The 25,571-nt window shown below is 34.4% G+C and carries 29 protein-coding genes; 15 read left to right on the top strand and 14 right to left on the bottom strand.

Translation table 11 applies throughout. The features are described 5' to 3' along the window. Together EHC72_RS02240 and pfkA are read right to left on the bottom strand one after the other, a co-directional pair. Entirely contained in the window at nucleotides 1–843 is an 843-nt protein-coding gene (locus EHC72_RS02240) for a hypothetical protein (protein WP_131535861.1), read from the bottom strand. A gap of 1 nt (nucleotide 844) precedes the next feature. Then, nucleotides 845–1,831 carry a 6-phosphofructokinase gene (gene pfkA, locus EHC72_RS02235; protein ID WP_131535860.1) on the bottom strand — a complete coding sequence of 329 codons (987 nt, stop codon included), beginning with the start codon at nucleotides 1,829–1,831 and terminating at the stop codon, nucleotides 845–847. A 111-nt stretch (nucleotides 1,832–1,942) separates the two neighbouring features. On the opposite strand from pfkA, the gene EHC72_RS02230 reads away from it, so the two are divergent. Further along, a complete protein-coding gene (locus EHC72_RS02230) occupies nucleotides 1,943–2,632 on the top strand; it encodes an NUDIX hydrolase (RefSeq protein ID WP_131535859.1) in 690 nt (229 codons plus the stop codon). A gap of 87 nt (nucleotides 2,633–2,719) precedes the next feature. Here the strand turns inward: EHC72_RS02230 and EHC72_RS02225 are convergent, their stop codons facing one another. Continuing rightward, nucleotides 2,720–3,583: an N-acetylglucosamine kinase gene (locus EHC72_RS02225; RefSeq protein WP_131535858.1), complete on the bottom strand. Its 864-nt coding sequence runs from the start codon at nucleotides 3,581–3,583 to the stop codon at nucleotides 2,720–2,722. Between the two features lie 220 nt (nucleotides 3,584–3,803). Here EHC72_RS02225 and EHC72_RS02220 point away from each other — a divergent pair, with 220 nt between their 5' ends. The 4 genes from EHC72_RS02220 (at nucleotide 3,804) to EHC72_RS02205 (ending at nucleotide 7,747) form a co-directional block, all read left to right on the top strand. Then, a complete protein-coding gene (locus tag EHC72_RS02220) occupies nucleotides 3,804–4,829 on the top strand; it encodes a threonine aldolase family protein (RefSeq protein WP_131535857.1) in 1,026 nt (341 codons plus the stop codon). Nucleotides 4,830–4,937: 108 nt separating this feature from the next. Next, the gene (gene accC / locus EHC72_RS02215) at nucleotides 4,938–6,422 is read left to right on the top strand and encodes an acetyl-CoA carboxylase biotin carboxylase subunit (protein WP_131535856.1); all 1,485 of its coding nucleotides are present in this window, start codon (nucleotides 4,938–4,940) and stop codon (nucleotides 6,420–6,422) included. Between the two features lie 114 nt (nucleotides 6,423–6,536). Continuing rightward, complete coding sequence (locus tag EHC72_RS02210) at nucleotides 6,537–7,124, top strand: riboflavin synthase (RefSeq protein ID WP_131535855.1); 588 nt, start codon at nucleotides 6,537–6,539, stop codon at nucleotides 7,122–7,124. 161 nt (nucleotides 7,125–7,285) lie between these two features. Next, nucleotides 7,286–7,747: a DUF4268 domain-containing protein gene (locus EHC72_RS02205; RefSeq protein WP_131535854.1), complete on the top strand. Its 462-nt coding sequence runs from the start codon at nucleotides 7,286–7,288 to the stop codon at nucleotides 7,745–7,747. Here EHC72_RS02205 and EHC72_RS02200 read toward each other — a convergent pair. After that, on the bottom strand, nucleotides 7,744–8,895 hold the full coding sequence (locus EHC72_RS02200) for a tetratricopeptide repeat protein (RefSeq protein WP_131535853.1): 1,152 nt from the start codon (nucleotides 8,893–8,895) through the stop codon (nucleotides 7,744–7,746). The genes EHC72_RS02205 and EHC72_RS02200 overlap by 4 nt on opposite strands. A gap of 134 nt (nucleotides 8,896–9,029) precedes the next feature. Here EHC72_RS02200 and EHC72_RS02195 point away from each other — a divergent pair, with 134 nt between their 5' ends. From EHC72_RS02195 to EHC72_RS02185, 3 genes are all read left to right on the top strand, one after another. Beyond that, a complete protein-coding gene (locus tag EHC72_RS02195; protein WP_131535852.1) occupies nucleotides 9,030–9,326 on the top strand; it encodes a hypothetical protein in 297 nt (98 codons plus the stop codon). A gap of 25 nt (nucleotides 9,327–9,351) precedes the next feature. Further along, entirely contained in the window at nucleotides 9,352–9,939 is a 588-nt protein-coding gene (locus EHC72_RS02190; protein WP_131535851.1) for a porin family protein, read from the top strand. A gap of 82 nt (nucleotides 9,940–10,021) precedes the next feature. Continuing rightward, nucleotides 10,022–10,297, top strand: a complete 276-nt coding sequence (locus tag EHC72_RS02185) for a hypothetical protein (RefSeq protein ID WP_131535850.1) — start codon at nucleotides 10,022–10,024, stop codon at nucleotides 10,295–10,297. 62 nt (nucleotides 10,298–10,359) lie between these two features. On the opposite strand, the gene EHC72_RS02180 is transcribed toward EHC72_RS02185, so the two are convergent. The 6 genes from EHC72_RS02180 to EHC72_RS02155 form a co-directional block, all read right to left on the bottom strand. Continuing rightward, nucleotides 10,360–11,274 (bottom strand): YihY/virulence factor BrkB family protein, encoded by a 915-nt coding sequence (locus EHC72_RS02180; RefSeq protein WP_131535849.1) that lies wholly within the window; start codon nucleotides 11,272–11,274, stop codon nucleotides 10,360–10,362. Nucleotides 11,275–11,346: 72 nt separating this feature from the next. Beyond that, nucleotides 11,347–11,745 carry an META domain-containing protein gene (locus EHC72_RS02175; protein ID WP_131535848.1) on the bottom strand — a complete coding sequence of 133 codons (399 nt, stop codon included), beginning with the start codon at nucleotides 11,743–11,745 and terminating at the stop codon, nucleotides 11,347–11,349. Between the two features lie 94 nt (nucleotides 11,746–11,839). Next, nucleotides 11,840–12,052, bottom strand: a complete 213-nt coding sequence (locus EHC72_RS02170; RefSeq protein WP_131535847.1) for an alkylphosphonate utilization protein — start codon at nucleotides 12,050–12,052, stop codon at nucleotides 11,840–11,842. A 49-nt stretch (nucleotides 12,053–12,101) separates the two neighbouring features. Next, entirely contained in the window at nucleotides 12,102–12,623 is a 522-nt protein-coding gene (locus EHC72_RS02165; protein ID WP_131535846.1) for a GNAT family N-acetyltransferase, read from the bottom strand. Between the two features lie 2 nt (nucleotides 12,624–12,625). Next, nucleotides 12,626–13,003 (bottom strand): VOC family protein, encoded by a 378-nt coding sequence (locus tag EHC72_RS02160; RefSeq protein ID WP_131535845.1) that lies wholly within the window; start codon nucleotides 13,001–13,003, stop codon nucleotides 12,626–12,628. Between the two features lie 77 nt (nucleotides 13,004–13,080). Continuing rightward, nucleotides 13,081–13,446 (bottom strand): hypothetical protein, encoded by a 366-nt coding sequence (locus EHC72_RS02155; RefSeq protein WP_131535844.1) that lies wholly within the window; start codon nucleotides 13,444–13,446, stop codon nucleotides 13,081–13,083. A gap of 234 nt (nucleotides 13,447–13,680) precedes the next feature. On the opposite strand from EHC72_RS02155, the gene EHC72_RS02150 reads away from it, so the two are divergent. Then, on the top strand, nucleotides 13,681–14,025 hold the full coding sequence (locus EHC72_RS02150; RefSeq protein WP_131535843.1) for a single-stranded DNA-binding protein: 345 nt from the start codon (nucleotides 13,681–13,683) through the stop codon (nucleotides 14,023–14,025). A gap of 68 nt (nucleotides 14,026–14,093) precedes the next feature. Here EHC72_RS02150 and EHC72_RS02145 read toward each other — a convergent pair whose 3' ends face one another. Together EHC72_RS02145 and EHC72_RS02140 are read right to left on the bottom strand one after the other, a co-directional pair. Then, nucleotides 14,094–16,148 carry a TonB-dependent receptor gene (locus tag EHC72_RS02145; protein ID WP_131535842.1) on the bottom strand — a complete coding sequence of 685 codons (2,055 nt, stop codon included), beginning with the start codon at nucleotides 16,146–16,148 and terminating at the stop codon, nucleotides 14,094–14,096. Between the two features lie 72 nt (nucleotides 16,149–16,220). Continuing rightward, entirely contained in the window at nucleotides 16,221–17,531 is a 1,311-nt protein-coding gene (locus EHC72_RS02140; RefSeq protein WP_131535841.1) for a PQQ-dependent sugar dehydrogenase, read from the bottom strand. A 344-nt stretch (nucleotides 17,532–17,875) separates the two neighbouring features. On the opposite strand from EHC72_RS02140, the gene EHC72_RS02135 reads away from it, so the two are divergent. Together EHC72_RS02135 and EHC72_RS02130 are read left to right on the top strand one after the other, a co-directional pair. Then, nucleotides 17,876–20,095 (top strand): NADP-dependent isocitrate dehydrogenase, encoded by a 2,220-nt coding sequence (locus EHC72_RS02135; RefSeq protein WP_131535840.1) that lies wholly within the window; start codon nucleotides 17,876–17,878, stop codon nucleotides 20,093–20,095. A gap of 168 nt (nucleotides 20,096–20,263) precedes the next feature. After that, nucleotides 20,264–20,671 (top strand): hypothetical protein, encoded by a 408-nt coding sequence (locus EHC72_RS02130; RefSeq protein WP_131535839.1) that lies wholly within the window; start codon nucleotides 20,264–20,266, stop codon nucleotides 20,669–20,671. Between the two features lie 46 nt (nucleotides 20,672–20,717). Here the strand turns inward: EHC72_RS02130 and EHC72_RS02125 are convergent, their stop codons facing one another. Beyond that, nucleotides 20,718–22,568, bottom strand: a complete 1,851-nt coding sequence (locus EHC72_RS02125; RefSeq protein ID WP_131535838.1) for a DNA polymerase III subunit gamma/tau — start codon at nucleotides 22,566–22,568, stop codon at nucleotides 20,718–20,720. 179 nt (nucleotides 22,569–22,747) lie between these two features. Here EHC72_RS02125 and EHC72_RS02120 point away from each other — a divergent pair, with 179 nt between their 5' ends. From EHC72_RS02120 to rplI, 4 genes are all read left to right on the top strand, one after another. Then, the gene (locus EHC72_RS02120; RefSeq protein WP_131535837.1) at nucleotides 22,748–23,494 is read left to right on the top strand and encodes a DUF3108 domain-containing protein; all 747 of its coding nucleotides are present in this window, start codon (nucleotides 22,748–22,750) and stop codon (nucleotides 23,492–23,494) included. Between the two features lie 124 nt (nucleotides 23,495–23,618). Further along, the gene (rpsF, locus tag EHC72_RS02115; protein WP_131535836.1) at nucleotides 23,619–23,975 is read left to right on the top strand and encodes a 30S ribosomal protein S6; all 357 of its coding nucleotides are present in this window, start codon (nucleotides 23,619–23,621) and stop codon (nucleotides 23,973–23,975) included. Further along, complete coding sequence (rpsR, locus tag EHC72_RS02110) at nucleotides 23,975–24,238, top strand: 30S ribosomal protein S18 (RefSeq protein WP_131535835.1); 264 nt, start codon at nucleotides 23,975–23,977, stop codon at nucleotides 24,236–24,238. Before rpsF ends, rpsR begins: the two co-directional genes overlap by 1 nt. 11 nt (nucleotides 24,239–24,249) lie before the next feature. Further along, nucleotides 24,250–24,693 (top strand): 50S ribosomal protein L9, encoded by a 444-nt coding sequence (rplI, locus tag EHC72_RS02105; protein ID WP_131535834.1) that lies wholly within the window; start codon nucleotides 24,250–24,252, stop codon nucleotides 24,691–24,693. Between the two features lie 91 nt (nucleotides 24,694–24,784). Here rplI and EHC72_RS02100 read toward each other — a convergent pair whose 3' ends face one another. Then, nucleotides 24,785–25,489, bottom strand: a complete 705-nt coding sequence (locus EHC72_RS02100) for an SDR family oxidoreductase (protein WP_131535833.1) — start codon at nucleotides 25,487–25,489, stop codon at nucleotides 24,785–24,787. Nucleotides 25,490–25,571: the final 82 nt, after the last annotated feature.

Here is a 25,571-nt window from a genome sequence, read left to right as displayed (position 1 = left end):
TTAATTAGTGTAATGTTTTAATAAATTTAATATTGGTTCTTTTATAATTGTTTTAATTTCCAGGTTGTGCCTGGCTGCGGTAAGTTGTAATCTGCCTTCCAATTCTGCAGCTACTTTACCAACAAAATGTAAATCCTGATAACCATATTTTGCAACTGTGGGTAAAATATAGATCTGGAAATATTTTTCAAATCCTTCATCAATCATTTTTATGATGTAAGGATGTTCTGTATTCTGTGTGAAAAAGTCAAAAAAGGACGTTAAAAATATATTCGCCTGCGGCTTATTATATATCCTTTCTAATATTTGAGGGCGATCCAGGTTATAAGCCCGAATAAATTTAAATTCAAGATCTGCAGGTAGCTTTTTGCTTAAGAAATTTTTAAGCAACATTTTACCTAAATAATTTGCTGATCCTTCATCACCAAGTATATAGCCCATGCCAAAGTTATTGGCTACGGGTTTTTTACCATCGAAATAAGCGCAATGTGATCCGCTACCCAATGTGCCTACTATACCTGGTTTATTATGACATGCGGCTTTTGCAGCACCAAATAAATCATCTTCTACAACAACTTTGCTATATCTAAAAAATAAAGATAAAGTGTCTGCTAATTCTTTTTTCCTTTCGGGAGAAGAAGCTCCGGCTGCAAAAAAATAAATCTTTTTAATACTTTCTGCATTGTTTACCAAAACCACCTTCTTATTTAAGATTTGAAGAATGGTTTTAGAATCTACAAAACATGGATTAATACCAGCTGTATTGCAGTGCGCAACTACTTGTCCATTTTGAGTAAGTTTCCAAAATGCAGTTCTCGATCCGCTATAAACAACTGCTACCATATTATATAGAAAGTACTTCTGTCATTTCCATTAAATCGGGTTCCAGCTTAAAAGTGTGTGCAGTTAAAGCATCAGCAATACTGGTTAACTTAATTTCGTTACCATGTAAACCAACCATTTTCTCTGTTTCTCCTGCAATTAGCGCGTTTACAGCTGCATAACCCAAACGACTACCCAAAATACGATCAAAACTGCTTGGGCTTCCACCTCTTTGTAAATGGCCCAGGATGGTTACTTTAGTATCGTAATGGTCAAAGGTTTCTTTAACTTTTTTAGCAATATCATAAGCGCCGCCCTGTTTATGCCCTTCGGCAACAATAACAATACTTGATGTTTTTTTAGTTGAGGCACCTAATGCTAATTTGGTAATCAACTCATCAATGCTGGTTGCCCGTTCTGGTAATAATACCGCTTCGGCACCACTTGCTATTGAACTTCTCAAAGCAATACAACCAGAATCGCGACCCATTACTTCTATAAAGAATAATCTGTCGTGCGCATCTGCAGTATCTCTGATTTTATCAATTGCTTCTATAACCGTATTAATGGCTGTATCGTATCCTAATGTAAAATCCGATCCACTTAAATCATTATCAATTGTGCCCGGTATACCAATTACTTTAACGCCAAACCTTTCCGAAAAGAGTTTTGCGCCAGTAAAAGTACCGTCACCACCAATAACGACTAATCCATCTATGTCGTTCTTTTTTAAATTATTGTAGGCAATCTCCATGCCCTCAGGAGTTTTGAATTCTAAACAGCGAGCCGTTTTTAACACGGTTCCGCCCAAGTGTAAAATGTTACTTACAGAACGGGCGTCCATCGGTTTTATATTATCGCTGATTAGACCCTGGTAACCTTGCATTACTCCGAACATATTTAGTCCATGGTAAATGCCCGTACGAATAACCGCTCTAATGGCAGCATTCATTCCTGGAGCATCTCCGCCTGAAGTAAGTACAGCTATGTTTTTAATATTTGGCTTCATCTTTATAATACGAATATAGTGTGTAATTTTTACACTAAGTAATTTTTTTTATTTTTTTTACTTAATATTGAAAGTACTACCTTTATCTGCTTAAAATAACGAAATTTTACCTTGGAACAAATTTTACCACATTTAGATTCCGTATTCTCTATAGATTGCGTATTGTTTGGATTTGATGGGAAGGAATTAAAAATCTTACTTATCGAAAGGAATGAAGAACCTTTTAAAGATTGGTGGGCTTTGCCCGGTAATATAGTTGGTCATGATGAAAGTTTGGATCAATCGGCATCCAGGATTTTATATGAACTTACCGGTTTACGTGGAATTTATATGGAGCAATATTATGCTTTTGGAGATCCGAATAGGCACCCGCAAGGTAGGGTAATTACGCTGGCTTATTATGCTTTGATACGTTTAGGGGGAGATAAAGAACTCCGCCCGATCAGTAATTATGCTAAACAGGCTAACTGGTTGCCAATTTCTGATTTGCCTAAACTAGCCTTTGACCACCAGAAAATTTACGATAAAGGTTTAGAAAAAATAAAAAGAAGAATTAAGCATCAGCCTATTGCTTTTGAATTATTGCCTGAGAAATTTACACTAACTCAGCTGCAACATGTTTATGAATTGGTATTAGGGAAAAAATTGGATAAACGTAACTTCAGGAAAAAGATTACCAGTTTTGGTGTTTTAAAGGAACTTGATGAAAAACAGAAAGGTGTTTCTTATCGTGCAGCTACTTTATACAGATTTGATAAACGTAAATACGCCAAGTTATTTGGTAAAGAAATATCTTTTTAAACTAAAATCGTTGAAAAGCAAAAAAGTCCTGGTTTGATATTCAAACCAGGACTTTTTATTTATTGTTAATTGATGTTTTAAACTAAACTATCCTTCTTTTGGAGATAATTCTAAGTGGTAGTGTACCAAATCATCTATAGGAGAACGGATAATTTTACCAACGCCCATTTCATAACGATCTGCAACGATGCTTAAAATATCACGGAAACTATAACCTACAGAACCTACACAGTTAAGTTTATGATCTTTATAGTTAGGGTAGTGAATAACTAGGTTTTCGAAAAATGCCGTAAAAGCATAATCAATTGTACTGAAAGTATAATCTTCGTAGCTTTCTTTAAAGTCGTACAAAAATTTACTAAAGCTTGCGCAAAAACGATTTGGAAGCGGTTTATTGTAAATATTATCGAAAATATCTTCGTTAGTTAAAGCGTAATTGTCATAAAAAGCTTCACGCAAGCCCTTCGGCATATAGCCTTTCATGTAATCGCTTAAAATGCGTTTACCGATGTAAGAACCACTTCCTTCATCACCTAAAAAGTAACCTAAAGAATCAATGTTCATGGTAATATCGGTTCCATCATATAAGCAGGAGTTTGTTCCGGTGCCTAATATTGCAGCAAAACCCGGCTCGTTACCAAGTAATGCTCTGCACGAGGCAAGTAGATCATGACCAACAAAAACACTGGCATTTGTAAAAATTTGTTTCATAGCATCAGCTACAATTTTCACGTTAGCAGGAGTAGAACAACCGGCACCGTAATAATAAACACCCGTTAATTTCTCTCTTTCCAAGTGGTCTGGTAGAGTCTCATTTAATGATTTTACAATGTACTCCGTTTTTGAGAAATAGGGATTGTAACCTTCTGTATTAAAATAAATTTTTCTGCCGGCCTCGTTAATCAAGCACCAATTTGTTTTGGTAGATCCGCCGTCTGCAATTACTATCATTTTATTTATTTTTGGTTTTAGCACGATAAAAGTATAAAAACTCTTATATTTTGTATCTTTTTTTTTAATAATTTTTTAACAATTTGTTGTTGTTGAAAATTAAGTGTGTAAAAAATACACTATATATGGCGTTTAAACCGCTAAAAACCTTAAAATTATACCAGAAAAGGCAATAGTCTTTTTTTTGAACATCAAAAACTTTTTACAATTCATAGAAAAAATGAAGAACGATTTTTTAGATTTTAGGAGTGATACGGTAACCAAGCCAACCGCTGGAATGATGGATGCCATGATGCATGCGAAAGTTGGAGATGATGTTTTTGGAGAGGACGAAACCGTGCATGCACTGGAAACAAAACTGGCTGCAAAATTTAATATGGAAGCGGGTTTATTTTGTCCTTCGGGAACCATGACCAATCAAATTGCAATAAAATGTTTTACCCAACCTATGGATGAAGTAATTTGTGATCAAACGGCGCATGTTTACCGTTATGAAATTGGTGGTATCGCTTTTCATTCGGCAGCTTCCGTTAGGTTACTTTATGGCGAACGCGGTATTTTAACGCCCGAGCTTATTGAGCCGGAAATTAATGAGGACAATATTCATTATCCTAATTCTACTTTAGTTGTACTTGAAAATACAGTAAATAAAGGTGGAGGGAGTTGCTATACATTGGATCAAATTGCAGCCATTCATCATCTTTGTAACATAAAAGGACTGAAATTACATTTAGATGGGGCCAGAATTTTTAATGCATTAGCCAAAACAGGAGATAAGGCACACGATTATGGCCATTATTTTGATGGCATTTCTGTTTGTTTATCAAAAGGTTTAGGAGCGCCCGTAGGTTCAGTATTATTAGGAAGTAAAGAAACTATAAAAAAAGCCATTAAAATCAGGAAAGCTTTTGGTGGTGGTATGCGGCAGGCTGGTTTTTTGGCTGCAGCAGGTATTTACGCATTGGATAATCATGTAGAACGATTACAAGAAGATCATCAGCATGCAGAAGATTTGGCAGATGCACTACTTAAAACTGGTTATGTGAAATCGGTAATGCCTGTAGAAACCAACATTGTGATTTTCGAAGTCGCTAATGGATCGGCATCAAAAGTTGTGCAACAGTTTAAAGATAAGGGTTTGCTTTGTAATACCACAAGCGCTAGTACCATTCGTTTAGTTACACATTTGGATCTTAGTGCAGCAATGATTGATCGGGCAATTGATATTATAACACATTTACAATAGCTTATACATTCACTAAATCTTTTGAAAATGTGGTAGTGTTTGCTGAATGAACTCATCTTCTTTTTGATTTTTTCATTAAGTTATCTACATTGTACCTGTTAATTAATTATGAGAAAAATTCTGATTGCCAATCGTGGAGAAATTGCCTTACGTATTATGCGTTCGGCCCGCGAAATGAATATTAAAACTGTAGCTGTATTTTCTGAAGCCGATCGTAACGCTTTACATGTTCGCTATGCGGATGAAGCCATTTGCATTGGCCCGGCACCTTCAAATCAATCTTACTTAGTAGGTGAAAAAATCATTGATGCTTGCAAAAAAACTGGTGCAGAAGCCATACACCCTGGTTATGGGTTTTTATCAGAAAATGCAGGTTTTGCCAAAATGGTTGCCGATGCAGGACTGATTTTAATCGGACCATCGCCAGAAGCCATGGAAATTATGGGTAATAAGCTTTCTGCGAAAGCGGCAGCCTTAAAATATAATATCCCAATGGTTCCGGGTACTGAAGAGGCCATTACCAACGTAAATGAGGCAAAAGAAAGAGCAGTAGAGGTTGGCTTTCCAATTTTGATAAAAGCTGCAGCAGGCGGTGGCGGCAAGGGAATGCGCATTGTAGAGAAAGTGGAAGATTTTGAAGAACAAATGCAATTGGCAGTAAGCGAAGCAACTTCTGCTTTTGGCGATGGTTCTGTATTTATAGAACGCTACGTAACTTCTCCACGGCATATAGAAATTCAGGTACTGGGCGATAATCATGGTAACATTGTACATCTTTTTGAAAGGGAATGTTCTGTTCAGCGTCGCCACCAAAAGGTTATTGAAGAAGCTCCATCTTCAGTACTTACTGAAGAAATTAGGCAAAAAATGGGGAAATGTGCAGTAGATGTTGCCCGATCTGTAAACTATACGGGAGCAGGAACGGTAGAATTTATTTTAGATGAAAACCTTGATTTCTTCTTTTTAGAAATGAATACTCGTTTGCAAGTTGAACATCCTGTTACAGAGTTGATTACAGGAGTCGATTTAGTAAAAGAACAAATTAAAATCGCATCGGGCGAAGCCCTAAGCTTTAGTCAGGAAGATTTAAAAATAAACGGACATGCCATTGAATTAAGGGTTTATGCTGAAGATCCAAATAATAATTTCCTGCCGGATATAGGCACTTTACAAACCTATAAAACTCCAAAAGGAAACGGCGTAAGGGTGGATGATGGCTTTGAGCAAGGCATGGAAATTCCAATTTATTATGATCCGATGATTGCTAAACTCATCACTTTTGGTAAAGATAGAGATGAAGCTATTGAGCGAATGGTTAGGGCAATTGAAGAATATGAGATTACCGGGATAGAAACTACCTTGGGTTTTGGTACTTTTGTAATGCAACACGAAGCTTTTAAAACAGGTAATTTTGATACTCATTTTGTAAATAAGTATTTCAATGCCGAGAGTTTAAAAGTAGAAAATGAAAACGAAGCTTTAATTGCTGCGGTTATTGCTGCAAAACTATTTCAGAAAGATGCTGGTGGAACGATTAACAACGAAATCGTTAAAAATTCATCAGATTGGAGAAAGAACAGATTAAAGTATTAATTAGAAAATATCGTCTTTGCGGAATGTTTTTTCACCTGATGAAGCAATCTTATAAGATAAATTGATGAAGAAGGAAGATTTTGATATTCTTCCTTACGATTATAAACAAAGAACATGTTTACCGGAATTATAGAAACCCTTGGCGAAATTACAGCCATCAAAAACGAACATACTAACGTTCATTATACAATTTCTTCGGCCATTAGCCACGAGCTTAAAATAGATCAAAGCGTTGCCCACAATGGGGTTTGCTTAACCATTGTAGCCTTAAACGATGGTATGCACACCGTTACAGCAATTGATGAAACGCTAAATAAAACTAATTTAAGTGCTTTAAAAGTAGGTAGTAAAGTTAATTTAGAGCGTTGTATGCAAATGAATGCCCGTTTGGATGGACATATTGTGCAAGGACATGTAGATCAAACGGCTGTTTGCGTAAAAAGAGAAGAATTAGACGGCAGCTGGGAATATCGTTTTAAATATGATGCCAGAGCAGGTAACGTAACGGTAGAAAAGGGTTCTGCCTGTGTAAACGGCATTAGCTTAACGGTTGTAAACTCCGGAACCGATGAGTTTTCAGTTTTTATAATTCCTTATACTTTTGAGCATACCAATTTACACCAGGTTAATGTTGGCGATACCGTGAACCTTGAATTTGATATCATCGGTAAATATGTTGCCCGTTTAATAGGAAACAAATAGTTTAAACACCAGTTGTATTTGAAAAGCAAATGTAGCCTTTCAATTAAAGTTGGTTCCCGCTATTTGCTATTTCCGATAAAAATCAGAATCGCTACTATCGGGTTTAATTTACTCGGGCTTGTACCAGGATTTTCGTTTCCAGCTCAAACTCAATAATATTAATGTACAGTAAAGAAGAAGCGGCAAAATTACGCCAGCAGTTTTGGATTAGTTTTGGTCAATACATGAAACCTGTTCCATCGGCAAGTGGTTCTACCGTAAATTGGATTAACTATAAAACTGGTGTTAAGCACATTTTTTTTAAAATGGATGTAGATCAAAAAAAAGCATCTATTGCCATTCAGCTTACACATCCTGACGAAGGCATCCGCCACTTAATTTTTAACCAGTTTGAAGAATTTAAGCTTATGCTAACCAATACCTTAAATGAGGAATGGGATTGGAGTATAAATTTTACAGATGATTATGGCAAAACGGTTAGCCAAATTTTTATTGAACTAAATGGTGTCAATATTTATAATAAACAACATTGGCCCGAACTTATATCTTTCTTTAAACCAAGAATTATTGCCCTGGATGATTTTTGGGACAATGTAAAACCTGTATTTGAAAATTTAAACTAATCGGTTTGATTTAACTGTTCAATTCTGGCTTTTGTATATTTAATTTCTTCCGCATCTCTAAAGGTATCTGGTTTGTTTTTAAGGTATAAGCTATAATAACTCAATGCGTTTTTCTTGTGTTTATACTTTATATCGTAAAGAATTCCTAAGTGATAGTAAATGCTTGGATTAGTTTTATATTGTAGTCCTTTTTTATATGCAGCAGCAGCAAGGCTAAGTTGGTTGTTCTCATCATAAATAAGTCCCAGCAAATCATAATAGTTGGAAGTATTGGACGAAATGCCCTCTTCAATGGTTTTCTTTGCATAAATTCCTGCATTTTTATAATCTTTCAGCTGTCTGTAACTTAAAGTTGTATAATATAAAGTTGCTTCATTTTGCATAGTTAGCGATTCTAGCATTTTAAGTAGCGTAATGGTTTTCTGATACTTTTTGGTGTAATAGTAAGCCATTGCAACATCCTTCAATACATTTCCATCAGCACCATCTTTTAATAAATTCTCGCCAGTTTTAATTACTTCATCATATTTCTTTAAAGCATTAGCAATAGGTAGCTTCGCTCTTTGCAAAAGTAAATTTCCTGAATCTGCTGCAATAGCTATGCTTAGGGTTTTATAAGCCAAATCATTATTTTTTAATTTTTGATAAGACTCAGCCAAATCATAAGCAACATCACCTTCCAACGGATTTAATTTATTAGCTTTTTGCAAATACAATAATCGCAAGCTATCTGTAGGTATAGGATATAAATTAGCCAGTTGTTTATAAACGTTGAAGTTATTGCTATCAATTTTCACAATCTCTTTGTAATATAACTTTGCTTTGTCATTATTGCCCCTTCTAGAGTTTATACTGGCTAAACTAAACAGAATAGGCAGATTTTGCGGTTGCTGTTGGTAGGCTTTAGAATAATATTTCTCAGCTTCAACGTAATTACCAGCCATTAAGGAACAATAACCCAACTGCGTTACCGCTTTAATATCCATTACATTTTCTCCGTAAGTAGCCTTTAAATATTGTGCCGCTTCGGCATAACGTTGGGTTTGGTAAAAATCGTAAAGTTTTTCTTTATCAATAATTGCATTTGTTTGAGCGAAGGCAGAAAGAATTGGAAAGATTAACAACAACAATAAATAGGGCTTTTTCATGTTAGTTTAATTTTAAACTAATTTATTAGTTGTTTTTCTTGAATCCAAATTTATGTTGTGATTTTTGATGAAAAAAACAAAATGAGATGGTTATTGGTTGTTATTATTAGTTATACAATTAAAAACAAAGACTTATGAATACTTTAAAGAAGTTTGAATTAATGGAAAAGATTGTGCGTGAATTAGAGGATTTACAGAATTCACAACAGGCGCTGATTCAAAAAATCGGTAAGATTGAAGTAGATAATATTGAACTTGGTGATAAAAGATTAGAGAAAGATTTACCAGATATGCACCAACGTTTGGCAGATAACTTAGATACAATTGTTTCAATTTTAGATTATTTTGCAGATAAAACAAGTAACTTTGGTGATAAGAATAACGTAGATGCGTTAAAAGAGCAGCAAGCTATTAACGATGCTACAAGTTAATTTTAAAACCAAAACATTTTAATTTATGAAATCGATTTACATCACCCTTGCCTGTTTATTTTTAGGCTTCTATGCAAGCGCACAGGTTTTACCAACTTTTCAACTAGGCGTTAAAGCCGGAGCAAATTTTTCGAAATTTGATACAGAAAACACATTTAGCAGCGATAACCGCACAGGTTTTTATGGTGGGCTTTGGGCGAGGGTAGGTGCAGCAGGTGTTTATTTTCAACCAGAATTATATGTTTCTGGCAAAAAAACAAATCTTGTTGATGCAAGTGGACAAGTTAATTCTGTTCGTTTTACAAGTTTAGATGTGCCTTTATTAATAGGAACTAAATTTGGTGCAGCTGGTATTGGCTTAAGATTAAATACAGGACCTATGTTCTCTTTAATTTTAGATGATAAACAAAGTTTTAGTCAGGCTGCAGGAAATGTTTTTAAAGCAGACTTTAAAGATCAGGCAGTTTCTTGGCAATTTGGTGCAGGACTGGATATTAAAAAGCTCAGTTTTGATGCTCGTTATGAACTTGGATTATCAAAAGTTAATAAATCTGGCTACCCAGGTACTAAACTAAATCTATTTACTATAGGTTTGGGTTACAGGATTTTGTAAGTTATCAACATTTTAACTTTTTAGAGCTGATTTGGACTAATAATTGTATTTACAAAATAGATCTAATCAAAATATCAGCCCTATGAATTTAAAAGAATTATTATTGAAAGGCCAAAATTTTATCGCCTTACTTAATCAGTTCCGGATTGATGTAAATGATTTGATTATTAAAGATGAGGAAACAATTTTTAATAATCAATCTCATCAAAACAACGAAGTGGTTAAGGAAACGGTTTGGATAGAAGGCAAAAGTAACGAAGGTTTGGTAAACCTTTTTGGTACATTACATTACAATTTTTTAAATAAATTGGCAGTATTTGAAATGCAAGGATACGAAAAGGTTAATGCATTAAACTAATATTAGCTATTAAAACAAAATGGGCAAAATCAACATCTGATTTGCCCATTTTGTTTTTTAAGTTAGTGTTCTACCTGAGTTAGTTCATAAGCATAAGCCCCATTTTTTGGTATAATTGGAGTTTCCCGCTGCTCGCTTAAAGCTTTAATATACGATGCTCCAAAATAAAATATTAAAGAGGAGTAAAATACAAAAAGCATAATTACAATTATGGAACCAGCTGATCCATAGATATTACCAATATTGCTTAATGGTAATAAAATACGCAGTAAATATTTTCCTACGGTAAAAAGGCACCCCGTTAGTAAACCACCAGATATAGCAGCTTTCCAGGTGGGTCTTCCATTGGTTAAAAACCTAAATAATATGGTAAACCAAGTGGTTACAATAATCACAAACATTATTTGGTTAATAACCGATGTGATTACAAGTTCAAATGAGGGTGAATTTGTGGTAATAAACGAACCAATAATAGCTTGCAAACTATCGGCAAGTAAGCCTATAAAGAATAAAATACCCGCTAATAAAATTATTGTAACAGAAATTGCTCTTGATTTTAATGTATTTAAAATTCCTTTACCACGCTCATTTCCAATATTCCAAATTTGCTCCAATGAGTTTTTAATTACGTTAAATAACGTTGTAGCTACAAATAAGAAAAAAATAAAGCTGAATAAGGTAACATACCATGCCTGATTTATTCCTCTGATATTTTTTAGTGTAAGCCTAATTTGTGCAATACTACTATCGTCCAAAATATTAGCTAATCGTTCAAAAATGTGAGTTACGAGCAAACGTCTATCTGTAAAAATACCGAATAAACGAATAAGGATAATTAAAATAGGGGGAAGGGCAAAATTGGTGAAAAAAGCTGTTGCACCAGCTAATCGCAAAGGATCGTTCTTTTGAAATAGTATAAAAGCTTTTCTAGAAGTAGAGAAAAAGAACTTTAAATCTCTTTTAATTGTTAATGGCATCCTTTGTTAGATAAACTAAAAAGCCCGAAAATACTAAAAATAGATTATTCAGGCTTATTTGTAAATGTTAATTTACTGGGCTATTTTGTTAAAAATTAAGACTGTTTTAGCTCCATTTAGCAAATGTAGCTTGCCATTTTCTAGCTTGGCATTAGTAGTTTCTTTCAGCGCAGTTAAATATGCCCTTTCCAAAGCTTCAGTTTCCTGACAAAACATTTTTGTACTAAAAACATTTTTAACCACAACTTTATTGTCTGCAATTTCGGCCTGTCCGCCATAATTATTGCAGAAAGATTTACCACTAATTCTTAGCTCTTCACCAAAATTTAAAGTCGCTTTAGTATTAGGTAATTTTAAACCTGGCAATTCTATCAATTCCCACTTGGTGTTAGTTAATTTAGAAGGATCGATTTTTTCGAGGCAGGCACTGAATAACCCTATAACAAGCCCACAGATAATTAGATTTTTCATAGGTAGTGATTTTCATTTTTATCAACAAAAATTAATCCAATGCAAATTGTAATTTAATAAACGTGAGCAAGAACAAGGTTTGTTCTTTGAGTTTTTAGTTTTTCTTTTTTAAAAACATGGTTTTAAGCACTAAAACAGTACCGTTAACACGACCTTCAATAGCGCCTGGATCATTAGTTAACCTAATATTTTTTACCGCAGTTCCCATTTTAATATCGGATGCCATTCCTTTTACCTTAAGGGTTTTTATTACTGTTACAGAATCTCCTTCGTTTAAAATATTGCCGTTGCTATCTTTTACTTCCATGTTATCATTATTTAAGATCGCGAAATTAAAACATATATTCAATAAATGATTATTGTTTCTCAATCTTTAGCCAATGATGTGGCTTGCCATCGTATTGGAAAATGTTGACCCGCTTCAATCCTAGTTTCTCTAATATTTTAATAGATGCCAGGTTATCAATATCAGCAATTGCGTAAACCTCGTTTGCGTTTAGTTGGTTAAAGGCATAAGAAATTGAAGCTTTGGCAGATTCTGTTGCATAGCCTTTACCCCAATATTCTTTAATAAAACGGTAGCCTAAATCATAGTAATTTATATGCCCATTAGTTAAGTCTGTTATAAGTTTTAAACCAGACCAGCCTATAAATTGATTAGTTTGTTTTTCGATTACTGCCCATCTACCAATTCCATTATCAATATATTGCTGACGGATGTAGTTTAAGTTTTGGCTGCTTTCCTCAATAGTTGATATGGTTTTTTGTCCTAAATATTGATGTACTTCAGGGTCAGAGTCCAACTGAAGCAATCCATTAATATCTTCTGGTAATAATTCTCTTAATAATAGCCGCTCAGTTTCGGCAAATATTTTCATAGCTAAAACTGATAGAGTTTAATTAAATTTCCGAAACCATCATCAAAAGTAGCTTCTGTACCCCCATGAGTTTTTACTGGCTCATTTTTAAATTGAACACCCAAAGCCTTTAAAAGCTCATATTCTTTGTTAATATCATCAACAGAAAATACGATTACAGGAATGTTTGAACTGTAAATTCCTTCTTGATAAGTTTTTGCAATAGCATTTTCATTAGGTTCGAGCATTAGCGATGTTGAATTTGGTTCTTCGGCTGAGGCTACTATAAATAAATTAGCTTCGGGCATTTTTAACTTTTCAACGAAGCCTAAAATTTCTGTATAAAATTTAAATGCTGCTGCAGGATTATTCACAAACACGCTTGTTAAGGCTATTTTCATAATAAATTATATATATGGTTCTAACCAAAAATATAATAAATCTGTTAGAGCTGCAATTTAAAAGTCTTCGAATTAATTTAAGATAACCATAAAGATTCCTCTCTTTTAACTAATAGAAATTCCTCTTCATTTATAGTTAAATAGCCATATTCATAGCAAAAAATATAGAAATTTCCATTCTGCGCTTGATAGGTATGCGTATGATAATCAAAATTAAAACCAGCAGTTAATAACTTTTTTCTACGAACTTTAACTTTCTCTTTAGGGTTGAGTTTTGAAAGGATATTACGATTCTTTCTAAGGATAAAATTGATTCTTTTCAAAATTGCGCTATCCTCGCTTTTCAATCGGTTGTTATAGTTGTTTCGACATAAATCATCACAGAATTTTTTGTCAGTACGTCCTTTTAAAGGTAATGCGCAATCAAGGCACAAGCGATCCATATATATGTTGTATTTATATTATGGGATGCATTTAAAAGTAGTAAAAATATTTTTTCTTTTTTAGAAAAAAAACATCGTTAGAATGCTTAGGAAGAGTGTTATCCGTTTTTAAACGTTTATAAACGACTATAAATATTTAAAATACGGATATTTTTTAATTCCTTTTCACTTTTGTACTGTCGGTAGTCAGTTAGATTACTGTTCGTTAATAACTAGAAACTTAAATTAAAGATCATGGGTATCGTAACAAACAAAGTAGTATTAAGTGGTTTTGCAGGAGCAGATGTAGAAGTAAAAAAACTTTCAGGAAATTTAAAATTAGCGAGAGTAAATCTTGCGGTAAACGAAACATATAAAAATTCGTTAGGCGAAGAAGTTAAAAAAACGCAATGGTTTACCTTAATTTTTTGGAATGCAAAGGCAGAGATGGCAGAAATAGAAATAAAAAAAGGTACAAATATTACTGTAGAAGGTAGATTACAATGCGGCTCTTATGATGCAAAGGATGGTAGCAAGCGTTATACAACTGAAATTATAGTGCAAGAAATTTCATTTAAAGTACCTGGAATAGTTAACTAAAATTTGATAGTTATATTATTTTTTTGAGAAGTATCATAGATTTAGTTTACGATACTTCTCTTTTAAAGTTACAACTTTACTGAAACTCCAGCGTAAAAGTTAATTCCCGCGGCTGGGTTAAAGTATCTGTCATTAGCTGCGTTTAAATCATTTCCTAAGCTATATTTTTCATTAAATAAATTATTAATTCCTGCAAAAATATCTAATCCAGTTTTCTTAATTTTTAAAGATCTTATTCCGCCTTTCATTTCTACAATATGATAATGATTAGCATAGGTTGTATTTGAATCATTTAACGGAATGGCAGAGGTATAGTTGTGCTGCACAAAAAAGTAAAAACCTTTATTAAATGAAAACTCTAAATTGCTTATAACATTATATTCAGGAACACCTGTGAGCTTATTTCCACTGTAATTTGAAGTGCCATCAACAAAACCCTTAAATCGGAAATGAGAATAGGTATAGCTACTTCTCAGGTATAAATTATTAAGGAAAGCTTCGCTATTATTTTTAAGGATTTGAAAAACAGTTTCCACCTCAATACCATTTTGTTCAGTACCACCAGCATTTAAAAAATATTCAGTATCAATGTCTTTTTGTCGCCGTACAATTGCATCTTTTAGTTGAAAATTAAAAACATTAATATTGGCATAAAATCGATTATTTTTTGTTTTGAATCTAAATCCCGTTTCATAGTTCCAACCAGATTCTGCCTGTAAATCATTATTGATAATATTACCTGATGGACGAACTTCGGCTGTGGTTGGCGGAGAATAACCTTTGCTTGCAGATGCTCTGATAGAAAATTCTGAATTGATGAGATATGAAACTGCCACTTTCGGCATAAACTGTTCATTAAATCTTCTTTTTTCTTCATGAGAAGCTATCGGAAAGAAACGTTCATATTTATAATTGAAAAAGTTTAAGCTCGAAGATAATTCAATTAATAGTTTACGATCCAGATCGAAGTTTAAGCGCATAAAGGCAAAATCCTGATTAGCCTTTAAATTATCATAAACTTGCATGGTACTGGCTAAACCTGAATCATTTTTGAAATTTTTTATCTGAATCTTTGTGCCTGAACTTTCCAAACCAATTTGTGCATTCCAATTTACATGCTTATCTGCGGTAGTAAATTCTAAAAATGTTCTTAACCCAAGTGTACTTTCATACCTTTTTTCATAATTGGTAATAAATGGATTTTTGAAATCGGTGTATGAAGTGAATAAAGAAATAACGTGCTTAAATTTACTGTTAACTTGGTAGGTATTAGATATTCCTCCAAACACGGTTTTATTATAGATTGCAGCCTGTTGCGCTATTGCGCCCGGAGTTTTGGAGGTTGATGGTCTTGCAGACCTTGGATTTTGCATTGCCTGTTCTGCTGTTAATCCTCCTGGTGTTTGGTAATTTAAATTACTATAAAAGGCAAAAAGTTCTAAATTTCCGGCTTTACTGTAATCCCACTGATGAAAAGTTTGGAAATACTTACGATTTAATGCACTATTTTCTCTGAAGCCATTACTTTTTTGGTAACCCTCAGTAAAGCTAAAGCGATAATTTTTAAAACTTTGCTGGATATTACTCTTTTGATGAAATAAACCATAAGAACCAGCAATTATGGAAGCATCAATCTTATTTTGAGTTAAATCTGGTGTCGAAATTAAAACTGCTCCACCTGTATTTGCTCCAAATATACTAGCTTCTGGTCCTTTATAAATCTCTAAATTACCTACAGCGGTAGCGTCTAACGCATTTAAGTAAGTATTTCCGCCTGCATCAGTTAATGGGAAGTTGTTGACATAAATTTTAATGTTTCTAATGCCAAACGGCGATCTTAATAAACTTCCACGTAAAGATAATCTGTAGCTGCCCGGAGATCTTTCTTCCATTCTAACACCTGATGCAGTATTGAAAATGCCAACTAATGAATTGCTCTGCTGATTTTTTATTAAATTGCTATCAATAAGTACTACTGCAGAAACAGATCTTAAAATTGGCTGTTTATTGTAATAACCTTTAATTACAACTTCATTTAATTTTAGTGAATCAGTAGGTGAAACTTGAGAAAAGGTAACAATTGAGCTTGATAATAAAAGGAGAAACAGTAGTGTTGATTTCAAAATATGGCGTTTAAAAAAATGCATACCCATAAAGATATGCATTCTGTAATATTGTAATTAGTAAAATTATTTCTACTTAGCTGCAACTCTCCAAACAACCCCACTTACATCATCAGCAACCAATAGTGCTCCATCTTTTGTAAGAGTTACGCCCACTGGCCTGCCATATACTTCTGCCTTATTTGCATCGGCTATAAAGCCAGTTAAAAAATCTTCGGGCTTTCCTGTTGGCTTACCATCTTTAAAAGGAACAAAAGCTACTTTATAACCTGAAATTTCTGATCGGTTCCATGAACCATGTTGACCTATAAATGCGCCACCACGGTATTTTTCCGGGAATTTCGTTGCTTTATAAAATGCTAAGCCTAAAGATGCAGTATGCGAGCCAACGGGTACATCTGGAACTATGGCTTTTTTGACCATTTCGGGGTTTTTCCCTGCTAAACGTGGATCTTCATTTTGTCCGTAATAAGAAAATGGCCATCCGTAAAATGCCCCTGGTTTAACACTTGTAATGTAATCAGGCACTAAATCATCTCCCAAACCATCCCCTTCATTTACAGCAGTCCATAACATGTTAGTGCCAGGTGCCCAATCAACTCCAACAGGATTCCGCAAGCCGCTGGCGTAAATCTTTTCTCCCGTTCCATCCGGATTTATTTCTAAAATATTGGCTCTTCTTACTTCATTTTCAAGCCCATGCTCGGCAACATTACTGCCAGAACCTACGGTTACATAAATTTTTGTCTGATCGTTATTCGTAATTAAATTTCTTGTCCAATGATTATTATACCCTCCGGCAGGCAAGCTTAAAATCTTTTTACCCGTTCCGGTAATTTTCGTGTCGCCAGTTTTGTATGGGTATTGCCAAACCCCATCTGTGTTAGCCACATAAAATGAATTACCAATAATAGCCATACCATAAGGCTGATTTAGGCCCGATAAAAATGTTTCTGTCGTTTCTGCTACTCCATTATTATCGGTATCTCTGTATAATAAAATGGTATTAGCACTTTGTCCTGGCACTTCAGATTTTGCCTTACCTGTAACTGCATTTGCAACAGCCTCGGCCTTGCTTCTTTCAGAGTTTGATAATACAACTAAAACATCGCCATTGGGGGTAATAATCATATTGCGTGGACTTTTAATCCCTGATGCGAATTTGGTTACTATGAAACCTTCTGGTGCTATTGGAGTTTTACCTTCTGGCCAGCCTATTACTTTGCTAAACTTAGTTTTTGAAGCTTTTGTATCAGGCGCAGGAAGATTTAATTCTCCTGTTTCTGTTTTTACTTCTGTTTGCTGTTGCGAATTAGATTTAGATTGACAGCCAAATAAAACTGCGGAAGAGAATAATGTAGCGTATAAAAACTGATTTTTCATAGGATTATGTTATTAGATTGAGAATGGGATGTTTCACAAAACAAATAACACAGAGAATGCTAAGAAAGTTTGTATAACGTGAATAAGGCTATATGGAATATGGAATTTTTTCATCTTTAATTTTGATATTGCAAAATAATAGCGATTAATATATTGGTGATGAATGCTGAAATTGATTTCGGGAAAATGAAGGATTATTTGTAAAAATGACGAGTATCATTGAACTAATTTAACCTGTGGATGTTACTTAATTCATTCGTTTATTTTATCTTTAGGCGATTTTGAAATCAATGGTTTAAATACAAACCAGTTGATAGATTAACTTAATAGCAAAAAATTAATATATGTCAAACACATCAAAAATCATCTATACAAAAACAGATGAAGCGCCTATGCTGGCCACTTATTCATTTTTACCTATTGTACAAGCTTTTACCGCTTCAGCTGGTATTGATGTAGAAACCAGAGATATTTCCTTAGCCGGAAGAATATTAGCAAACTTCCCTGAGTACTTAAAAGACGATCAAAAAATTGGTGATGCTTTAGCTGAGTTAGGTGCCTTGGCAACTACCCCAGAAGCAAACATTATAAAATTACCAAATATTTCTGCATCTATTCCTCAATTAGTAGGTGCAATTACTGAGTTACAATCGCAAGGTTTTGCAATTCCAAACTACCCGGATAATGCACAATCAGAAGAAGAAAAAGCAATAAAAACTAAATATGCTAAAGTTTTAGGCTCGGCTGTAAATCCTGTTTTACGTGAAGGTAACTCAGATCGTAGAGCACCTAAAGCCGTTAAGAATTATGCAAAAACAAATCCTCATTCAATGGGCGCTTGGTCTGCAGATTCTAAAACTAAGGTAGCAAGTATGAGCGAAGGTGATTTTTATGGTTCAGAAAAATCAGTAACATTATCTGATGCAAGTCAGTTTAAAATTGAATTTGTTGATGCAAATGGAGCAGTAACCGAATTAAAAGGATTATCGCCTTTAAAAGCAGGTGAAGTAATTGATAGCTCTGCACTGAGTTTATCTGCCTTAAAAGCTTTTGTTGCAAAAGAAATTTCTGAAGCTAAGGCTGCAGGTGTTTTATTATCTGCGCACTTAAAGGCAACCATGATGAAGGTTTCTGACCCGATTATTTTTGGTGCGATTGTAGAAGTTTATTTTGCTGATGTTTTTACAAAATATGCTGATTTATTCGCTTCGCTAAACGTTGATACCAGAAATGGCTTAGGTGATGTTTACGCAAAAATTGCTGGTAACCAAAAACAGGCTGAAGTTGAAGCGGCAATTGCTGCAGCAATTGAAAATGGACCAGCTTTGGCTATGGTGAATTCTGATAAGGGAATTACCAATCTTCATGTTCCATCTGATGTAATTGTTGATGCTTCTATGCCGGCAATGATTCGTACTTCAGGTCAAATGTGGAATAAGGATGGTAAAGCGCAAGATACAATCGCTTTAATTCCAGATCGCAGTTATGCTGGTGTTTACACGGCTACAATTGATGATTGTAAAGCACATGGCGCATTTGACGTAACTACAATTGGTTCTGTACCAAATGTTGGATTAATGGCCCAAAAAGCTGAGGAATATGGTTCTCACGATAAAACTTTTCAAGCAACTGGAAGTGGAACTATTCGTGTAACTGATGCAGATGGAAAAGTTTTCTTCGATCAAAAAGTAGAAAAAGGAGATATTTTCCGCATGTGCCAAACTAAGGATGCTCCAATTCAGGATTGGGTTAAACTTGCGGTAAACAGAGCTCGTTTATCTGATACTCCAGCAGTTTTCTGGTTAGATGAAAACAGAGCACACGATAGAGAAATTATCGCTAAAGTGAATAAATATTTGCCTGATTATGATACAAATGGTTTGGATATCCGCATTTTATCACCAATTGAAGCTACTAAATTTACTTTAGAAAGAATTCGTAAAGGGTTAGATACTATCTCGGTTACAGGTAATGTACTTCGTGATTACTTGACAGATTTATTCCCGATTTTAGAATTAGGAACTTCGGCAAAAATGTTATCTATTGTACCTTTAATGAATGGTGGTGGTTTATTTGAAACTGGTGCAGGCGGATCAGCTCCAAAACACATCGAACAGTTTATCGAAGAAGGTTATTTACGTTGGGATTCTTTAGGCGAATTTTTAGCGCTTCAAGCTTCTTTAGAGCATTTATCTCAAACTCAAAATAATGCAAAAGCCCAGGTTTTAGCTGATGCCTTAGATGAAGCAAATGCGAAATTCTTAGCTACAGATAAATCTCCTGGCAGAAAACTTGGATCAATTGATAATCGTGGATCACACTTCTACTTAGCTTTATATTGGGCAGAAGCATTGGCTGCACAAACTAAAGATGCTGAATTACAGGCTAGATTTGCACCTTTGGCAAAAGCCTTAAAAGAAAACGAATCGAAAATCAACGAAGAGTTAATTGGTTCTCAAGGCAAGCCCCAAAATATTGGTGGCTATTACAATCCTAACGATGAATTGGCAAGTAAAGCAATGCGTCCTAGTGAAACATTAAATTCTACTTTAGCATCACTTTAATAAGTTTTATTAATCAATAATATAAGCGTTCTGGTTTAAAATCAGAACGCTTTTTTCGTATAAGCGGAATATAAAATGCTTAATCTTTTTGTTGTTAAACCTTTAATGATACTAAAACCTTATTGGTACCAAGTTGTTATATTTATATAAATTAAAAGAAACTATATCATGGCAAATAACGAGAATAAACCAGCAAAAGATAAATTACACAGTACAACAGAAAGTAGTGAAATTAACAATGAAAACTTATCTTATGATGAGACTAAGCAGAGTTATGAGCTGGATGTGAAAGGTACCGATAAAGATTACGATCACCCGATGGGTTATGAAACTGTAGCTGTAGGTGCCAAAGATGATGACTCTACCTATGATGAGGCAAATCCTTATGTTGGCGACGAATATGCTAACGATGATGAAATTGCTAACGATAATTTAGAAGAATTAGGTATGCATGTTGATAATGGTGAGAGTGTTAAACTAAGTCCTGAGGACGAAATTTTGGCCCGTACTCCAGAAGATAATCGTGATGACTTGGATGAAGAAGGCTACCCAATTAACGATACACCACAAAAATAAAAAGAAACCCCATGTAGATTAACTGCATGGGGTTTTTTATAACATTTTAAGGGATAAGATCCAAGCCAAATTTCCGGCGCAAATCTTCCAGCTTTGGATTTTTATTTACCAGATAATCGTAACGCTCTTTAGAAGTATATAATCTTTTCTCATGTGCCCGTTCTGCATGTTTATAAGAAATTTCAACACCGAAATTTTTCAGGTTATTACGCAAAAAGTTCATTAACTCAACCGATTCACTCTGTACAAAATCTTCTTGTGCTTTACCTTCAACCGAAATTACAATATGCTCTTTCCCTTTTAAAGTGGGAGCGAAGTTGTTTAAAATTGTGTAAAGATTAATTTTGTTCTCCCTCTTTAATTTTTCAGCATAACTACTCCAAACTTCCAGTAACCTTTCATATGTAAAATCTTCACGGGCTTCGCCAGTTACAGTTTGTGGCCCTTTTGCTTCTTCAGCACTTGATACGCGATCCAAATCATTTAATGAAGGAATTAAAATGCTTCCAGCATTACTTTTTGAAAGGTTAATTTTAATGGTTGTAGCCGAAGATGCTAAAGTTGGCCTTTGGATTTCAGAAGGTTTATCGGGTTGGTTACTTTTTGGAATTTCTGCTTTAACTTCTGCATCAATCGCTTGAGGTAAAATAGCAGTATTTATAGCTTTTTGCTCAGTTGGAGAAGTATTTTCAGCCTTTTGAACTTCGTTACTACCGCCGACTAAATTAGTTTTTTTTTTATCCTGATCTTGGTCAGTTGCTGTATTTGAGGTCGGGCTTAGAGGTTGCTGTGCAAGTTGCACAACCGATCGGATATGACACATCTTAATCAGTGCCAGCTCCACTTGTAGCCGTTGATTTTTGCTGTTTTTATAGTTTAAGTCGCAAGTATTTGCCAGGTTTAAAGCCGTTAACAGAAAGGAAAGCTCTGTTTGCCTACACTGCTCCAAATACTTTTGCTTAATATTTTCACTTACTTCTAGTAATTTAATTGTTGCAGCATCTTTACCAACTAGCAAATTACGGAAGTGGGTTGATAAACCATTGATAAAGTTATTTCCATCAAAACCATTGTTTAATATTTCATCAAACAAGAGTAAGGTTTCGCTAACCTGTGCTGCGGTTAAATATTGTGTAAGCTTAAAAAAGTAATCGTAATCTAAAATATTCAGGTTATCAATTACTGCACGATAGGTGATATTCTTATTGGCATAACTGGCAATCTGATCAAACATTGAAAGCGCATCACGCAAACCACCATCTGCCTTTTGAGCAATAATATGTAACCCGTCTGATTCAAATGCAATGTTTTCACGTTGTGCAATAGTTGCCAAATGGCTGGCAATGTCTTCAACCTGTATTCTATTGAAATCAAAAATTTGACAACGTGATAAAATGGTTGGCAAAATTTTATGTTTTTCCGTCGTAGCCAAAATAAATATAGCGTACGAAGGTGGTTCTTCCAATGTTTTAAGAAAAGCATTAAATGCACTTTGAGAGAGCATGTGCACCTCATCAATAATATAAATTTTATACTTTCCGGCTTGTGGCGGTATCCTAACCTGCTCAATTAAGCTACGGATATCATCAACAGAGTTGTTTGATGCCGCATCTAACTCATGTACATTAAAAGAATGACCATTTTGGAAGGACAAGCAATTATCGCAAGCTCCACACGCTTCCATTTCCGCTGTAGGGTTAGTACAGTTAATGGTTTTGGCAAGAATACGTGCACAGGTGGTTTTACCAACTCCCCGCGGACCGCAAAATAAAAATGCTTGTGCAAGTTGATTGTTTTTGATGGCATTTTTAAGTGTACCCGTAATATGCTGCTGACCAACTACGGTTTCAAACGTGGCTGGACGGTATTTACGGGCAGAAACAATAAAATTTTCCATCGCCACGAAAATAGGAATTTTTGTTAGATGTTAGGTTACAGAAATGTTTGATTGTGGAAAAAATTAAATCTTAAATGTACAAACCAAACATCGTAACATTTAAAACAAGTGATTATCTAAACTATAACTCGCTTGCTGCAAGTGTAATTATAAAACATAAATCAAACCCTAAACAAAAAATGAAAAAAATTATTCTATTTACACTCGTCCTTTGTTCTTTTGGAATTTACTCAAAAGCTCAGGTCGATACCATTAATGCTGCCAACAATAAATTAAAAATTGAGAATTTAAAAGAAGGTAAAAGTACTTATCTGGTTTACTTTACCGATACGCTTGATAAGAAAAGAACTGTAGGCGATTTGTGGGAAAGAAGTACAAAGTTTACTAAAGTTAATGGTGCCGATGTGGTGGCATTCGATTGGAAGTGGATTCATGCAGATACGGTACTGGCTAACATTCTTAATATTTGCGATCATAAAACCTTAGCACCTATTTATCATAAAGCAGATTATAAAAAGAGAGGCATTTTTGCATACGATTATAGAGATGGCTTCATGGTTCCTTCAGATACTATAAATAACAATGAAGCGGTAAAAAAAGGTAAAGTTAAACTGGATATTCCTATTATTAGCTGGGAATTGGATTTGGAAACTTATCCGTTATTACCAATAAAAAAAGTAGGACAGAAGTTTGATGTTTCCTTTTTTGATCCAAACGAAAAAGTTGCTACCTACCACAGGTACGAAGTAATTGGTAAGGAGGATTTGGTTTTGAACAGTGATACAAAAGTGAAATGCTGGTTACTTAAAATAGATTATAATAAGGAAAGCTACGCTACTTTTTGGCTTACAGAAAAATCTAAAGAAGTAATTAAGATGAAGGAATACTTTAAAGGCAATTACAGAATAAAAGTTAAACAATATTAATTAACTAGATTATTCTATAATTATCTCATCTTTTTCTTGATTAATCATTTGATTTTAAGAAATATATTGCTACATTTGCAGCCCGAATTATATCGGAAAATAAACAAAAATTAATTAAATAACAATGAATCAGTACGAAACTGTTATCGTTCTAACCCCGTTGTTATCAGATGAAGCTGCGAAAGAGGCATTAGCTAAATTCAAAAACATCATTACTGGTAGCGGAGCCGAAATTATCCAAGAAGATAATTGGGGTTTGAGAAAATTAGCGTATCCGATTGACAAAAAAACAAACGGATTCTTCAACTTAACTGAATACAAAGCTTCAGGAGAGTTGATTAGCAAATTAGAGCTTGAATTAAAACGCGATGAGCGTGTGTTACGTTTCTTAACCATCAGGTTAGATAAACACGCTATTGCTTACAATGAGAAAAAGCGTAGTGGTGCTTTTAACAAAAAAACTAAGGAGGTTGCAGCGTAATGGCAAGAGAACAAATACAATACGTTACTGCCCCTAAAGTAGAGGATAACCGTAAAAAATATTGCCGTTTTAAGAAAAATGGTATTAAATATATCGATTACAAAGACGCAAACTTTTTGTTAAAATTTATTAACGATCAAGGTAAATTATTACCACGCCGTTTAACTGGTACATCGTTAAAATTCCAACGTAAAGTGTCACAGGCTGTTAAACGTGCCCGTCACATCGGTTTATTACCTTTCGTTGCTGACCAATTAAAATAGGAGGATTTGATATGGAAATTATTTTAAAACAAGATATTAAATCATTAGGCGAGAAAGATGATATCGTTACAGTAAAGGCTGGTTACGGCCGTAACTATCTAATTCCGCAAGGATTTGCTACTTTGGCTACTTCTTCTGCTAAAAAAGTATTAGCAGAAAACTTAAAGCAAGCAGCATTTAAACAAGATAAAATTAAGAAAGATGCTGAAGGTATCGCTGAGCGTTTAACTAGCGTTAAATTATCAATCGGTGCTAAAGCTGGCGAAAGCGGTAAAATCTTTGGAGCAGTTAACACTATCCAAGTTGCTGAAGCATTAAAAGCTCAAGGCTTTGATGTAGATCGTCGTCGTATTACTTTCGAAACTGAACCTAAATTTGTTGGCGAATATGTTGCTAACTTAAACTTACACAAAGAAGTGAAAGTTCAGGTTCCTTTTGAAGTAATAGCTGAATAAGCATTCTTTTTAAGAAAATAAAAAAGGGTTTTGCATTTGCAAAACCCTTTTTTGTGCCATGTAATATGGAATAATCGAGCAACTATTGTTACTATCCTTTAGGTGTTGTGGGCCTAATTTCTATTTTACTCGGGAGTGTTCTGGCAGGCATCTTAAGTAAATCCACAATAAGTTGTCCCATATCTTCTGGCTGTATTTTCCAGGCATCTTCGGCTGTATTTGGATTATGATCATTAAAATGGCTAGCCACAGATCCTGGCATAATTGTGCTTACTTTTACACCATACTTACGCAAGTCAAGCATTACAGATTGTGTAAAACCAGTTAAGCCAAACTTACTGGCATTATAAGCCGAACCATTAGCGAAAAAGTTTGCACCCGCTAAACTTGAAATTGTAAAAATGTGGCCTTTAGATTTTTTTATCTCTTCAACAGATGCTTTAATGCTGTAAAATACACCGGTTAAATTCGTGTCTATTGTTTCTTGCCAAATATTAATGTCCATTTCATCAATAGGTGCAAAATGCCCAACTCCAGCGTTTGCAATTAATACATCTAACTGCCCCCACTTATTGATTATAGCCCTTAATGCATTTTGTTGCGAAGCATAATCTTTCACATCAGCTTCCAGTGCAAGTATATTTTCCGAATTGCCAAGTGATTCGGCCGCTTCATCCGCTGCCTTTTTTGAACGACTTGTAATGGCTACTTTATAACCTTCTTTTAAAAGTGATTCTGCTATTCCAAAACCAATTCCTTTACTTCCTCCAGTAATGAGGGCAACTTTTATACTCATATTGATTTCTTTTTATAATGTAACGAATGGAGAACAAATATGTTTAAATGAAAATCGTTTTTAGTTACAAAAATGTCATTCT

The organism is Pedobacter nototheniae, assembly GCF_004335085.1.
Classification (GTDB): domain Bacteria; phylum Bacteroidota; class Bacteroidia; order Sphingobacteriales; family Sphingobacteriaceae; genus Pedobacter; species Pedobacter nototheniae.
The sequence above is the reverse complement of the archived record's forward strand: the minus strand, read 5'-3'. Positions and strand labels throughout refer to the sequence as shown.

Coding starts and splice junctions, on each gene's coding strand:
- EHC72_RS02240 (WP_131535861.1), bottom strand. CDS start 843: ATGGTAGCAGTTGTTTATAGCGGATCGAGAACTGCATTTTGGAAACTT.
- pfkA (WP_131535860.1), bottom strand. CDS start 1,831: ATGAAGCCAAATATTAAAAACATAGCTGTACTTACTTCAGGCGGAGAT.
- EHC72_RS02225 (WP_131535858.1), bottom strand. CDS start 3,583: ATGATAGTAATTGCAGACGGCGGATCTACCAAAACAAATTGGTGCTTG.
- EHC72_RS02220 (WP_131535857.1), top strand. CDS start 3,804: ATGAAGAACGATTTTTTAGATTTTAGGAGTGATACGGTAACCAAGCCA.
- accC (WP_131535856.1), top strand. CDS start 4,938: ATGAGAAAAATTCTGATTGCCAATCGTGGAGAAATTGCCTTACGTATT.
- EHC72_RS02210 (WP_131535855.1), top strand. CDS start 6,537: ATGTTTACCGGAATTATAGAAACCCTTGGCGAAATTACAGCCATCAAA.
- EHC72_RS02205 (WP_131535854.1), top strand. CDS start 7,286: ATGTACAGTAAAGAAGAAGCGGCAAAATTACGCCAGCAGTTTTGGATT.
- EHC72_RS02200 (WP_131535853.1), bottom strand. CDS start 8,895: ATGAAAAAGCCCTATTTATTGTTGTTGTTAATCTTTCCAATTCTTTCT.
- EHC72_RS02195 (WP_131535852.1), top strand. CDS start 9,030: ATGAATACTTTAAAGAAGTTTGAATTAATGGAAAAGATTGTGCGTGAA.
- EHC72_RS02190 (WP_131535851.1), top strand. CDS start 9,352: ATGAAATCGATTTACATCACCCTTGCCTGTTTATTTTTAGGCTTCTAT.
- EHC72_RS02185 (WP_131535850.1), top strand. CDS start 10,022: ATGAATTTAAAAGAATTATTATTGAAAGGCCAAAATTTTATCGCCTTA.
- EHC72_RS02180 (WP_131535849.1), bottom strand. CDS start 11,274: ATGCCATTAACAATTAAAAGAGATTTAAAGTTCTTTTTCTCTACTTCT.
- EHC72_RS02175 (WP_131535848.1), bottom strand. CDS start 11,745: ATGAAAAATCTAATTATCTGTGGGCTTGTTATAGGGTTATTCAGTGCC.
- EHC72_RS02170 (WP_131535847.1), bottom strand. CDS start 12,052: ATGGAAGTAAAAGATAGCAACGGCAATATTTTAAACGAAGGAGATTCT.
- EHC72_RS02165 (WP_131535846.1), bottom strand. CDS start 12,623: ATGAAAATATTTGCCGAAACTGAGCGGCTATTATTAAGAGAATTATTA.
- EHC72_RS02160 (WP_131535845.1), bottom strand. CDS start 13,003: ATGAAAATAGCCTTAACAAGCGTGTTTGTGAATAATCCTGCAGCAGCA.
- EHC72_RS02155 (WP_131535844.1), bottom strand. CDS start 13,446: ATGGATCGCTTGTGCCTTGATTGCGCATTACCTTTAAAAGGACGTACT.
- EHC72_RS02150 (WP_131535843.1), top strand. CDS start 13,681: ATGGGTATCGTAACAAACAAAGTAGTATTAAGTGGTTTTGCAGGAGCA.
- EHC72_RS02140 (WP_131535841.1), bottom strand. CDS start 17,531: ATGAAAAATCAGTTTTTATACGCTACATTATTCTCTTCCGCAGTTTTA.
- EHC72_RS02135 (WP_131535840.1), top strand. CDS start 17,876: ATGTCAAACACATCAAAAATCATCTATACAAAAACAGATGAAGCGCCT.
- EHC72_RS02130 (WP_131535839.1), top strand. CDS start 20,264: ATGGCAAATAACGAGAATAAACCAGCAAAAGATAAATTACACAGTACA.
- EHC72_RS02125 (WP_131535838.1), bottom strand. CDS start 22,568: ATGGAAAATTTTATTGTTTCTGCCCGTAAATACCGTCCAGCCACGTTT.
- EHC72_RS02120 (WP_131535837.1), top strand. CDS start 22,748: ATGAAAAAAATTATTCTATTTACACTCGTCCTTTGTTCTTTTGGAATT.
- rpsF (WP_131535836.1), top strand. CDS start 23,619: ATGAATCAGTACGAAACTGTTATCGTTCTAACCCCGTTGTTATCAGAT.
- rpsR (WP_131535835.1), top strand. CDS start 23,975: ATGGCAAGAGAACAAATACAATACGTTACTGCCCCTAAAGTAGAGGAT.
- rplI (WP_131535834.1), top strand. CDS start 24,250: ATGGAAATTATTTTAAAACAAGATATTAAATCATTAGGCGAGAAAGAT.
- EHC72_RS02100 (WP_131535833.1), bottom strand. CDS start 25,489: ATGAGTATAAAAGTTGCCCTCATTACTGGAGGAAGTAAAGGAATTGGT.